Here is an 11,362-nt window from a genome sequence, read left to right as displayed (position 1 = left end):
CCGGCTTCCGACGCGGCAATTCCTTCGGAACGCAGCGCCGCAGCCGGGTTGGGAGCAGCCGGAATCGCGGGAAGTTCCATCGTGGTCTCCTCCGGGCTCTCCGGGGGAGCCTCCGGAATGTCTTCCGGCGGCGGAATGGTGTCGATGAAATCCGGGATCGACGGCAGCGTGTAGGTGGAATCGCCGCTCCACGGACCGTGGACCAGGGTTCCGCCGCCGGTGTCGTCGGACTCGTCGGACACGGGGCACCTCCCCTCCTGGGGACTTGACAGACAGTGGGGTCTCGTGTGCACGCGCGTGCACGTGCACGTGTGCACGCTTTACGCGCGCGAGGCCCCGCCGGAGCCCGGCGGGGCCTTCATGGGGTGACGCTCAGCTACGCGGGCCGTGCTGCTTCAGGACGGTGTCCGCGTACTGCATGAGGTGGTCGAACAACCGCGGGTCGCCCGCCTGCCGCTTCTCCAAGACCAGCTTGAAGAGGCGGCAGACCAACGTGAATGCGGTGACGACATCACCGCGTCCCGCTTTTACGTCCCGGCTGATTTCGGTTCGAGTAACGCGGAGCCAGAATTCCATCCGGCCGATTTCCCCGCGACTTTCGATCGCCTTGCGCTCTTCTTCCTGCAGCCAGCCGTTCCGCCCTTGGATCGAGCGTTCGGTACTGCTGAGGGGGCGCGTCACGCCGACTCCCTCTTACCGAGGTCGTAAATCGACGTGGGACCACCATAGCCGGAATTCTGGTTCTGCGCACCCTGCTGGGGCGGCGGGGGTGCGACCTGGAGCGTCGGCGGGTTCTTCTTCCGCTGCCTTTCGATCTCCTTTTCCTTCCTGTCCTTCGCCGTATTCACGACGGATTCGTCGTGGGCGCGGCGCTTGTAGGCGCTCTTTTCCAGGCCCTCGGTCAGGTTGTTGAGGTTCTTGAGCACGTTGCCGAGGGCCTTTTCGACGGGCATCGCGCGCAGCCGGGCGTGGTACCAGCGGTCGCCCTCCACGTTCGTGCCGCGCAGGTGCACGCGGGTCTCGAGCGCGAGGGTCTCCAGGTTCTTGCCGATGTCCAGCAGGACCCGCTGAACGTCGGCCAGGTACCGGGCGGTTGCCTCCGGGCTCTGCGCCACGTCGCGCAGGGGGGAGTAGTTCGGGTCGTTGCCGTTCATGCGAGAAGACCTCCAGGTCTCGGGGGTTGGGGAGGGGGAGTCCGTCCCCGAGGCTGTTGCGCGGGGTGGTGATCGGAGCGATTTCGTCCGCGCCCCGCTCGGGGCGGGCGCGGGCGTGCGGCCTGCCGGCCGTGGCCGTCACCGGTCCGCGCTCACGCTCGGGAGCGTGGGCGCGGGCCGGGGGCGACCATGAGCGGCAGGGGTTCTGCCAGAGGGTGAGCGCATCGGCGCTCACCGAGCGCTCGCCTACGCGCTCGGGGTGACTTCTTCGACCTGAGCGCGCAGGCGCTGGGCGGTCGGGCGGGAGACCGGGGTGTCGGACAGTTCCGCGTCGGTGAGCGCGTCGCGGATCTCCTTCCACTCGGGGCGGCGCCCGAGCTCGGTGTAGAGGAGACGGATGCGAGCGTGGCGGCGCTCGGTGAGCGCGTCGCTCTCGCTGCGGGAAAGAGCGCCGTCCGCTCGGTGAGCGTCGTCGTCCTCCGTGTCGCGCTCACCCTCGTGAGCGCCGGAGGTGAGCGCCGGGCGCTCGCGCTCGCCGTCCGTCTCCCCGGCGGTGAGCGCGCTCACGTCGGGGTGAGCGCGCGCGCTCTCCTCCACGCGCTCGATGGTGTGAGCGTCCTCGGGGGTGAGCGTGTCGGCGAGCGCGGCGGGCGCCTCTCCGAGCTTGAGTGCCATCCGCTGCTCCAGCGGAGCCTTGCTCCGCCACCGCCAGCCGTACTTCTCCTTGAGCTGCGCTCGCAGGTAGGTCTGCTCCTGGAGGCGGGTGAGCGCCTCCTCGTAGCTGGTGATCTCCCACAGGATCATCCGGCGGCGAAGCCGGGCGGTCGGGATCGGAGCGAGGATCCAGCGCGAGCGGCGCACCGTCTCCATCCGCTTCTTGCCGGTGACCGCGCCGATCCGCGTGCCGTACACGTGCGAGGCGATCTCGGAGAAGATCACCCAGAGCAGCGTGAGGGCGGCGTGCCCGATCCGGCCTCCGGGAGTGGAGGACGCCTGCCAGTTCAGGTAGACCGTCACCGCCGTCAGCGCGCGGGGCACCCACCGGATCCAGCGGAGCTCCATGCCCATCCGGATCAGGATCAGGTTGGCGCCGGTGAAGGCGGGGATGGCGACGTCGATGCCGACGGGCAGCAGCCACGGCCAGTCCCAGCCCCAGCTGGCGGCCTTGGTCTCCAGCGCGGTGTAGGAGGAGAGCAGCCCGAGCGTGGAGACGACCGCGGCCGCCAGGACGATCCCGACGACCAGCACCAGCTCCTGGCCGGACAGCGGCGGCACCCCGCCGGCGGGCCGGGCCTCGTCGCGGGCCTTGCGCCGTGCGGCGCGCGACTCGGTCCGGATCTCCCGGCGCCGCGCCCGCTGCACGGTGCGCTGCGTCGCCGCCTCGAGGACCCGGTCCGCTTCGGCTCGGGCCTGCGCGGCGGCGGCCTGGTCGGCCGTGGCCTGCGCCGCCGCCTCCCGGGCCGACTGCGCGTCGGCTTCGGCCTGCTCGCGCAGCCGGGCGGCGTCCTTGTCGGCCGCCGTCCGCAGCTCCTCAGCGGAAGTGCGGGCGTCGGCCAGGGCGCGGTCGGCATCCGCGCGAAGGCCGGCGGCGACCTTCTCGGCTCCGGCCCGTACCTGCGCGGCCTGGCCGTCAGCGCTCTCGCGCATCCGGTCGGCCTCGCCCCGCGCCCGCTCCAGCACCTGTTCGGCGTCGGTGGTGGCCCGGGTGCGGGTCTCAGCCGCGGTGCGCTCCGCAGCCGCGAGCAGCTCGGTGCGCACGTTCTCCGCGTCGGCGAGGGCCTTCGCGGCGGCCTGCGCGGCCTCGGTCCGGACCTGCTCCGCCTGCGCGGCCGCCGAGGTGGTGACCTCCTGCGCCTGGCGGCGCGCGTCGGCGAGCAGCTGCTCCACCGTCACCTTGGCGTCGGCGAGGACCTTCTCGGCCTCACCGGCCGCCGTCGCCGTGACGGTGTCGGCATCGCGGCGCGCGTCGGCGAGCAGCTGCTCCGCCGTCGCTTCGGCGGCGGCCCGGCGCTGGTCGGCGTCGGCGGCCGCCGTGGTGGCGGCCTCCGTGCGGACCCGGTCGGCGTCCGTCGCGGCGACGGCCAGGAGGCGGGACTGCTCGCTCGCGGCGGCCTCGGTGATCGAGGCCGCCTCGGTGCGGGCACCGTCCAGCAGCTCGGTGGCGCGGGCCTCGCCGTCGGCGAGGATCCGCGCGACGTCGTCGAGGGCCTGGTCCCGAAGGTCGGCAGCGCGGTCGGCGGCGTCGGCCACGACCAGGTCGGCCTCCGGGAACACCAGCGGCACCTTCTCCTCGGGGGCGGTGGCCTGGGCGGGGATGGAAGCCGGCGTCGCCGGTGCCTTGGCGCGCCCGTTGCGGGGCTTCGGGGTCGCCGCGGGCTGGCGCCGGCGGCGGGTGGCGGGCTTGGTGGCCACGGGGAGTCCTCTCTCTTCCGGGCGCCTCCGTACAGAAGGGGCACCGTGGATCTACGGCGGTGGGTAGGATCGTGACCAGGCCCTCCGGGGCCCCGGCAGCTTGAATGCCGGGGACTCGGAGGGCCGTTCTGCGTGGGGCAGGTAGTCAGCGCGGGGCGGGCAGCGCGGCGGCGTCCCGTACGAGGTGCTGGCGCAGCCAGGCGACGGCGGCCGAGGTCATCGCCCCGGTGTCCGGCTCCTTCAGCGGGGCCGTGTCGATGTCGTGCATCGCGTCGGTCGCCGGGAGGGGCCGCATGTAGTCGGGGTCGATGCCCGCGCGGTAGCTGAGGCTGCCCAGTTCGGTCAGGTCGTAGAGGACCTTGCCGGTGTCGACGTGCGTCCAGGACCGCTCCACCCGGCCGACGAAGGTGTGGCCGGGCTGGCCGAGCCAGAACCGTTCGACGTTGCGGAACAGGACGATGTCGCCCTTGATGTAGGTGACGGCCGGTCGGGTGGTCTGCGTCTGCTGCCCTGCCATGTGCTCTCCTCTTACTCTCGTGGTCCGGGGTGCGGCGGCCGGTGCGGTCGGATCAGGCAACTGGCAGTCGGTCACCGCTGAGCGGTGGTCACCTCGTCGCGGGTGGGGAAGTTGTGGCGGCCGTCGTCCATGCGGACGGTGAGGTGGCCTCCGGTGTGGACCTCTTCGACGGTTCCCTGGTCCCCTGCCTTGTGCCGGGTGCCGAGCGCCTCGATGTCGGTGGTGAGCGTGACGCGGTCTCCGCGCATGGCCATCCCTTCGTGGTCCGGACTGTCCGGCTCCCTGTCACCGCCCGTCCCGGCCGCTGGGGTGCGGCGGCCGGTGCGGGCGGATCGGGCAGCCGTCAGGCCATGGCCGCGACGGGACGGTGCGGGGCGACGACCTGGCCGTCGGGCAGCAGCTCGCCGGTGTCCTCGAAGAGCACCAGGGCGTTGCACAACAGGCTCCAGCCCTGCTCCGGGTGGGCCGCCACGACCTGCGCGGCCTCGCGGTCGGAGCTGGCCGTCGGACACTTCGGCGTGTGCGTGCACTGCGAGTCCGTCATCCGGGTGGTGCCCGTGCGGGTCGTCGCGGTGTCGAGCTGGTGGCTGCTTTCCATGGGGCTCTCCTGCGGGGGAGGAAGCGATCCCGGGATTGTTCCGGGCTGGAGACGTGCGAAAAGGCCGGCGGCCCGTCGTGCGGACAGCCGTTGTGCGGCAGTGCTGTGGGGCGGGCCGGAAGTTGCCCGACGCTCCCGTCAGGCGGTGCGGTTGCGGGCGGCGCGGCGCTTGAGGGAGCGGCGCTCCTTCTCGGACAGCCCGCCGAACACGCCGTAGTTCTCGCCGCGCTCCAGCGCGCCCTGGAGGCAGGACTCCATCAGCGGGCAGCGACGGCAGACAGCCTTGGCTTCCTCCTCCCAGAGGAGCGCCGGGCCGGTGTCGCCGATCGGGAAGAAGAGCTCGGGGTCCTCGTCGGCGCAGGCCGCGCGGGGGCGCTCGATGATGTCGGTGGTGTCGGCGCCGTAGTAGGGGGTGCGTACGATGGAGCTGTTCATCAGGGCCTCCCAGAAGGTCCGTACGACAGCCCCGGGGGTGCATCCCTGGGGCTGTTTGCGTGGTGGCGGCCGGACGGGCCGGAGCGAAGGTGAGCTCCCGACGCTCTCCGCCGGCCCCGCCCGTGAAGGCGCGGAGACGACGGGCAATGCCGGGGGATCGGTCAGCGGCGGTTGTTCTCCGACCGCTGGTTCTGCTCAGCGTTCTTGCGCGAGAGCTCAGCGCGCTCCGCGTCGGTCAGGCTCGTGACGGCGTTCACCGGACCGCCCCCATCTGCGCGAGGGTGCGGCGGGCGCGGCGGCCGGCCTTCGCAGCGCGGGAGTCGCCGTCGGCCACCAGGTGGCGGACCAGCTGGTGGAAGGCGTCGGTCTCGTCGCGCTCCGGGCCCTTCTGGTTGTCGGCGTCCTCCATGTCGTCGTAGAGGCCGTTCGACGGGGCGGGGATGGTGCGTGTCATGCTGGGCATCAGGTCCTCCGATACAGGTCCTGGACAGTCCGAGGGCTGCAATCCCAAGGGCTGTCACGATCACTCCCCAGTCGGGGAGTCGACTGCTGTACGAGCAGCCACGGCCCCGGCCGCCCCCTCTTGAAGCGGGGCGGCCGGGGCCGTGGTCGTTCGTCTCGGTGCGGGTCAGGCCGCCGACGTCGCCGGGGTCTTCCGGGCGTACTGCCTGCCCAGTTCGGCCTGCCGCCGGTCGTGCGCCTTGATGTCCTGCGGCAGCGTCGGGAGGTCGGGACCACGGAACTCGGAGAGCGAGCCCTTCTTCCGCGCCGTGCAGCGGTTGTTCGCCTTCTCGACTTCCTCGCCGCCGTGCTTGGCCCACTGCGCCTTGCGGACGGCCGGCGCCGACTGCTTCCGCGCGGCGCGCTGCTCCTGGCGCTCCAGCTGCTCGCGGGCCTCACGGCGGGCGGGCTCCTCCTGGAGGGCGAGGACGTAGCGGCGGGCAAGGATGCCGCCGTCCGTGCAGTGCGTGCCCTTGACGCACCGGATGCAGCCCTTGCGGTGCGCAAGGTAGGACTGGCGGGTCGTCTCCAGCGTGACCTCCGCCTTAATCCGGGAGACCGGAACGGCCGGAGCCGGGAGCGGCTTGTAGAACTGCTGCGCCGCGCGCCGGTTGTCCTGCGGCATCGCCTCCCGCAGCAGGCGGTTCTGGTCGGACTGCCAGCGCCGTACGTCGATGTCGATTTCCACGACCTGGTCGGTGCCGGGGCACAGGGTGTGCTTCTCGCCGTCCGCGACCTTGTCGGTAACGCAGTGCTCGCGGATCTTGAGGACCTTGTCGCCCATGATCCGGCGCCAGGTGCGGCAGTCGGGGCAGGCGATCGACTTGACCTCGTCCGGACGGACATTGAAGTCCTCCGGGGCCATCGAGCTGAGCAGCAGCGGCGCACGGCGGTTGGTGTTCTTGGACCGGTTACGGCCGGGGCGAATGCGGGGCATCGGATCCTCCTGACGTGGGGTGGGTGCGGGTGCTGCCTTCTCTGCCGCGCCAGGCCGGCCTTTCGGCTGGTGGTCCTGGCGGACAGACAGCGCAGCAGCGCCGTCGGGGTGAATCAGGTGGAGCTATTCGGTACAGGGGCCTGGCCGGGGGAGCTCGGCTCACCCCACTGCCTCGCCTCCGAAGAGACGGTGGCTTCCTGCTGTTGATCTCTGGTGCGGTCAAGCGTGCGGGCTTTAGCTAGTAGACTTAGATTGACTACTCAATGCCCGACGCAATGAAGCATGCACGCTGCGCGACGCGGGGTCAAGCCCCTTCGGCTAGATTGACTAGTCATTCCCGGGCATGTAGACATCTCCCATGGCAGTCAGCGGCAGGGCCCGAGCCCTCTACCAGCGCATCGCGGACAAACTCCGTGCTCAGATCACCGATGGGACGCTGGTTCCTGGTGACCGGCTGCCGACCGAGGCGGAGATCGCCTCCGAGTGGGACACGACCCGTTCGACTGCCGTGCAGGGCCTGAAACTGCTGGTCAATGAGGGTCTGATCATCAGCGACCGCCCGCGGGGGTACTTCGTTCGCAGCCGGCGTCCGATGGTCTATCGGCCGCAGGGCGAATTCCGAAAGCGACCGCTGTCCCCTGAGATGGACCAGTTCCTCACGCAGATGTCCGAGGAGGGGCGCGAGGCCAGCCAGCACATCGAGGTGCAGGTCGAAGCGCCGTCTCGGCAAGTGCGCGAGCGCCTCCACCTGGATGAGGGGGAGCTGGTTGTCGTCCGGCGCCGTGTGCGCTTCGTTGACGGAGTCCCCTACAACACGAACGACTCGCACTTCCCGCTCGCGCTGGTCCAGAGCAGCGAGATCATGAACCCGGACGACATCGCCCGCGGTGCGAACGTCGTCCTGTCGGAGCTCGGATACGAGCAGGTCCGCGCGCTGGACGAGATCCAGGTACGGATGCCGACTCCCGAGGAAGCCGACCGCTTGCAGCTCGGTCCCGGCACGCCCGTGGCAGTCCATCTGTGCACTGGGTTCACCAAAGACGGCAGGCCGGTCCGCGCTGTGGTCAACGTGCTGCCCGGCGACCGACACGTCATCACCTACGAGCGCAGCCGCCCCCAGTTCGATGCCGCACCGATAATCCGCCAGGCCGTTGCCGCAGACCTGCGCACGGTCATTGACCTGTGGGAACACGCTGCCTCGTGGCTCGGCGAGCGAGGCATCGATCAGTGGCAGTACCCGCCGCGTGAAGACCGCATCAAGGCCAACATCGCGGCCGGCGAGTGCTGGATCGTCGAAGCCGACGGCGCGCCCGTGGCGACCATCACAGTCGATGAGCACGCCGACTCGGACTTCTGGAATCCCGATGAGGCTGCCGAGCCAGCGCTCTACGTGCACCGCATGGTCGTGCGCCGCGATGTGTCGGGGCTGGACCTCGGCTCGGCCATGCTCGACTGGGCGGGCCAGCACGCTACGAACCAGGGCAAGCAGCTGCTCCGCCTGGACGCCTGGCGCACCAACGAGGGGCTGCAGAAGTACTACACCGACCGGGGCTTCAAGCACGTTCGGACCGTCGAAGCCGCCGACCGAAGCAGCGGTGCCCTGTTCCAGCGCCCCTCCAGCTACAGCCGTAAGACCGGGCCGCAGCTCGCCGTTGTTCCGGCCGAAAGCAAGCACTGACTCAACCCCCTCGCTGGACTCGAGAACCCGACGATTCGGTTCTAGTCCCGGGGAGCTGCAAGTTCCAGATCTGACATGTGGCCGGGTGAACTGGCCACATCAGCCACAGGATTGGGGCGGGATGGCACAGAAACCGAGGGAGCTGACGCCCTGGGTGTCCCCCCTGCACAACTGGGGCTACCAGCTGCGCGAGCTGCGGAATTCGCGGGGTCTCAGCCTCCGCGAACTCTCGAAGCCGACCCGCATCGACCACGCTCACCTGGGGCGATTCGAACGAGCGGAGCGCATGGCCGACCGCACCCAGGCAGCGCTCCTGGACGACGCCCTGGGCGCCAGCGGGCTGCTGCTCCGCCTCTGGGAGCAGATCGGTGACGAGCGTGGCCATGTGGCCAATCCGCCCGTTCATGTGGCCAACTCGGCGGTCAGCCTGGCCTTGGCGGCAGCAGACCAGGCAGCGTCGGACGGTGAGGGGATCTCGGTCCCGTGTCGTCTACGCGATGGGTCGGTGGTTTGGGTGGCTCTGGAACGGCGTGCACTGCTGCGCGCGGGGGTGGGGTTGGGAGCCGCTGCGGCGGTGGGCATGGGCTCGCCGGCGGCTGCGGACTCGGGCGGCGTTCCGAGCCTGGTCCGCAAGGCGCGGGCCGCGTCGGCATACGGCTCGACACCGGTGGAGCACCTGCGCCGCGCCCGTCGCCACCTGATCGACGGCGACAACCTTCTCGGGCCGCGCCACGCTCTCAAGACCACGCGCGACTACATCGACGTCATCCAGCAGCTGCGGCGGGAGGCGAAGGGCACCGACCGGCACGACCTGATGAAGCTCCAGACGCAGTACGGGGAGTTCCTGTCCTGGCTCCACCAGGACCTGGGTAACCCGGATGCCGCGTCGTACTGGCTCGACAGGGCGATGCAGTGGTCGTACACGGTCGGCGACACCGACCTGACCACCTACGTCATGGCTCGCAAGGCCCAACTCGCCGGTGACACCGCCGACCTGGTCGACGTCGTCGACCTGGCCGAAGCCGCCCAGCGGATGGCCCGGCCCCGCAGCCGGCTCGCCGCCGTCGCCCGCACCTACGAGGCGTACGGACACGCCCTGCGCGGCGACGCCGACGACAGCGAGCGCGCCATCGACTCCGTGCGCAATGCCCTGGACGGCATCGGCTCCGACCCCACCCCGTGGGGCGTGTGGCTGAACGCCTCGTACGTGGAGGTCCACCGCGCCCAGGGCCTCGAAGCCCTCGGTAAGCACGACCAGGCCGCGGACGCGTTCGGCGCCGCCATCCGGCTGATGCCGGACGGCTACCACCGCGACCGGGGCGTCTACATGGCGCGGCAGGCCGTGGCGTTGGCCGGCGCCCGCGCCCCGGAGCAGGCGGCCGCCCTCGGGATGCACGCGCTGACCGTCGCGGAGGACACGGGCTCCGGTCGGATCACGAACGAGCTCGTCCGGCTCGACAAGGCCCTGGTCCCCTGGCAGCGCGAACCGGCCGTGGCCGAGTTCCGCGCCGACTTCGACTCCACCCTCTTCCACGAGACTGAAACGGATGCCTGAGCAGATGACTGCCCGCCCGTACGTTCTGCTGTCCGCCGCCATGTCGGTCGACGGCTACCTGGACGACACCAGCCCCGAGCGGCTGCTGCTCTCCAACGCTGAGGACTTCGAACGCGTCGACCAGGTCCGCGCAGAGTCCGACGCCATCCTGATCGGCGCGAACACCATGCGCCGGGACAACCCGCGCCTGTTGGTCAACAGCGACGAACGCCGTGCTCAGCGCGTCGCCGACGGCAAGCCGGCCTACCCGCTCAAGGTCACGGTCACCCGCACCGGCGACCTCACCGCCGACCTGAAGTTCTGGCACCACGGCGGCGACAAGTTGGTCGTCACCGTCGACAGCGCGGTGGAAAAGGTCCGTGCGACGCTCGGGGGCCTCGCCGACGTCGTCAGCGTCGGGCCCGACCTCGATTGGGGCCTGGTCCTCGATGAGCTCGGGCGCCGCGGCGTCAAGCAGCTGATGGTGGAGGGCGGCGGCACGATCCACACCCAGCTCATGGCGCAGAACCTGGCCGACGAGGTCCACCTCGCCGTCGCGCCGCTGCTCGTGGGCCAGGCCGGCGCCCCGAAATTCCTGGGCGCCGCCGACTACCCGGGCGGGTCGACCTCCCGGATGCGTCTGCTGGAGGCCCGCGCGATCGGCGACGTCGTGCTGCTGCGCTACGCCCCGAAGGAGCGCGGTTGATGTACGCGCCCGACCGAGACGAGGACCTCCGCTGGCTGCGGCGCGCGATCGACCTCGCCGCGCTGTGCCCCCCGGCCGCCGGGGCGTACTCGGTGGGCGCGGTCATCGTTGCCGAGGACGGCACCGAGCTCGCGGCTGGCTACTCGCGCGAGGCCAATCCGCGTGAACACGCGGAGGAGGCCGCCCTCGCGAAGCTGCCGGTGGGCGACCCGCGGCTGGCCACGGCGACGATCTACTCATCCCTGGAGCCTTGCTCCCAGCGGAGCGCGGATCGTACTCCGTGCGCGCAGCGGATCCTCGAGGCCGGGATCCCGCGCGTCGTCATCGCCTGGCGCGAACCTCCGTTGTTCGTTGCCGACTGCGTGGGGGTCGAGCAGCTCGCCGAGGCGGGTGTGGACGTCGTGGAGCTGCCGGAACTTGCGGAGCGCGCGCGCGCTGCGAACTCGCACCTGGGGCTCTCGTGACCGCTCCTGTCCGTGATACCGACATCTCTGCTTCGTTGGCAGTAGGCCAGTCGCTTCCCTACCAAAGATCCAGTGGTGTATCTTTCAGTACATCTTGGATCATGGAAGGGTTGGGTATGTCCGTTTCCGATGGCTCGCAGCGGGTCGACGCCCTGCTGAACAGCCTGGATGACGTCCTGCCACCACCAAGTGTGCGCGCGAAGCTGCGCCTTGCCGCGGGCCTCACCCAGCAGGAAGTCGCGGAGGCCGTGGGCGTGAAGCGCCTTGCCGTGGCTCGCTGGGAGCTGGGACAGGCCCACCCGCGGCGCCCTCATCGCGAGAACTACATGCACCTACTCAAGGGCCTCGCCGAGCGGTTCCCTGAGGCCGCGAGGTCGGATGAGGGCATGCCGACGCCGGCCTCGGAATCAAGGGGGTCGGGGTGAC

General features: G+C 70.7%; 14 protein-coding genes. 5 read left to right on the top strand and 9 right to left on the bottom strand.

Features of this window, described 5'->3' with window-relative positions; translation table 11 throughout:
• Window positions 1–372: 372 nt before the first annotated feature.
• From OG393_RS34420 to OG393_RS34380, 9 genes are all read right to left on the bottom strand, one after another.
• Window positions 373–681, bottom strand: a complete 309-nt coding sequence (locus OG393_RS34420) for a hypothetical protein (RefSeq protein ID WP_138894301.1) — start codon at window positions 679–681, stop codon at window positions 373–375.
• Window positions 678–1,154, bottom strand: a complete 477-nt coding sequence (locus tag OG393_RS34415; protein WP_327378995.1) for a hypothetical protein — start codon at window positions 1,152–1,154, stop codon at window positions 678–680. Before OG393_RS34415 ends, OG393_RS34420 begins: the two co-directional genes overlap by 4 nt.
• A 246-nt stretch (window positions 1,155–1,400) precedes the next feature.
• Window positions 1,401–3,566: a DUF2637 domain-containing protein gene (locus OG393_RS34410; protein WP_327378994.1), complete on the bottom strand. Its 2,166-nt coding sequence runs from the start codon at window positions 3,564–3,566 to the stop codon at window positions 1,401–1,403.
• Between the two features lie 145 nt (window positions 3,567–3,711).
• Window positions 3,712–4,083: a hypothetical protein gene (locus OG393_RS34405; RefSeq protein WP_327378993.1), complete on the bottom strand. Its 372-nt coding sequence runs from the start codon at window positions 4,081–4,083 to the stop codon at window positions 3,712–3,714.
• A 71-nt stretch (window positions 4,084–4,154) separates the two neighbouring features.
• On the bottom strand, window positions 4,155–4,331 hold the full coding sequence (locus OG393_RS34400; RefSeq protein ID WP_327378992.1) for a hypothetical protein: 177 nt from the start codon (window positions 4,329–4,331) through the stop codon (window positions 4,155–4,157).
• A 95-nt stretch (window positions 4,332–4,426) separates the two neighbouring features.
• Window positions 4,427–4,627: a DUF5999 family protein gene (locus tag OG393_RS34395; protein ID WP_327379087.1), complete on the bottom strand. Its 201-nt coding sequence runs from the start codon at window positions 4,625–4,627 to the stop codon at window positions 4,427–4,429.
• 192 nt (window positions 4,628–4,819) lie between these two features.
• Window positions 4,820–5,116: a WhiB family transcriptional regulator gene (locus OG393_RS34390; RefSeq protein ID WP_327378991.1), complete on the bottom strand. Its 297-nt coding sequence runs from the start codon at window positions 5,114–5,116 to the stop codon at window positions 4,820–4,822.
• 253 nt (window positions 5,117–5,369) lie between these two features.
• Window positions 5,370–5,579, bottom strand: coding sequence for a hypothetical protein (locus OG393_RS34385; RefSeq protein WP_327378990.1), 210 nt, complete (start codon window positions 5,577–5,579; stop codon window positions 5,370–5,372).
• A 165-nt stretch (window positions 5,580–5,744) separates the two neighbouring features.
• A complete protein-coding gene (locus OG393_RS34380) occupies window positions 5,745–6,554 on the bottom strand; it encodes a hypothetical protein (RefSeq protein ID WP_327378989.1) in 810 nt (269 codons plus the stop codon).
• A 358-nt stretch (window positions 6,555–6,912) separates the two neighbouring features.
• Here OG393_RS34380 and OG393_RS34375 point away from each other — a divergent pair, with 358 nt between their 5' ends.
• The 5 genes from OG393_RS34375 to OG393_RS34355 all read left to right on the top strand — a co-directional run bounded on the left by OG393_RS34375 (window position 6,913) and on the right by OG393_RS34355 (window position 11,361).
• On the top strand, window positions 6,913–8,232 hold the full coding sequence (locus tag OG393_RS34375) for a GNAT family N-acetyltransferase (protein ID WP_327378988.1): 1,320 nt from the start codon (window positions 6,913–6,915) through the stop codon (window positions 8,230–8,232).
• Window positions 8,233–8,353: 121 nt separating this feature from the next.
• Entirely contained in the window at window positions 8,354–9,787 is a 1,434-nt protein-coding gene (locus OG393_RS34370) for a helix-turn-helix domain-containing protein (protein WP_327378987.1), read from the top strand.
• A gap of 4 nt (window positions 9,788–9,791) precedes the next feature.
• Window positions 9,792–10,472 carry a RibD family protein gene (locus OG393_RS34365; RefSeq protein ID WP_327379086.1) on the top strand — a complete coding sequence of 227 codons (681 nt, stop codon included), beginning with the start codon at window positions 9,792–9,794 and terminating at the stop codon, window positions 10,470–10,472.
• The gene (locus tag OG393_RS34360; RefSeq protein ID WP_327378986.1) at window positions 10,472–10,936 is read left to right on the top strand and encodes a deaminase; all 465 of its coding nucleotides are present in this window, start codon (window positions 10,472–10,474) and stop codon (window positions 10,934–10,936) included. Before OG393_RS34365 ends, OG393_RS34360 begins: the two co-directional genes overlap by 1 nt.
• A gap of 116 nt (window positions 10,937–11,052) precedes the next feature.
• Window positions 11,053–11,361, top strand: a complete 309-nt coding sequence (locus OG393_RS34355; RefSeq protein WP_327378985.1) for a helix-turn-helix domain-containing protein — start codon at window positions 11,053–11,055, stop codon at window positions 11,359–11,361.
• Window position 11,362 lies beyond the last annotated feature (1 nt).

It is taken from the genome of Streptomyces sp. NBC_01216, assembly GCF_035994945.1.
Lineage (GTDB): Bacteria > Actinomycetota > Actinomycetes > Streptomycetales > Streptomycetaceae > Streptomyces.
This window is presented reverse-complemented; position numbering and strand designations above follow the sequence as displayed.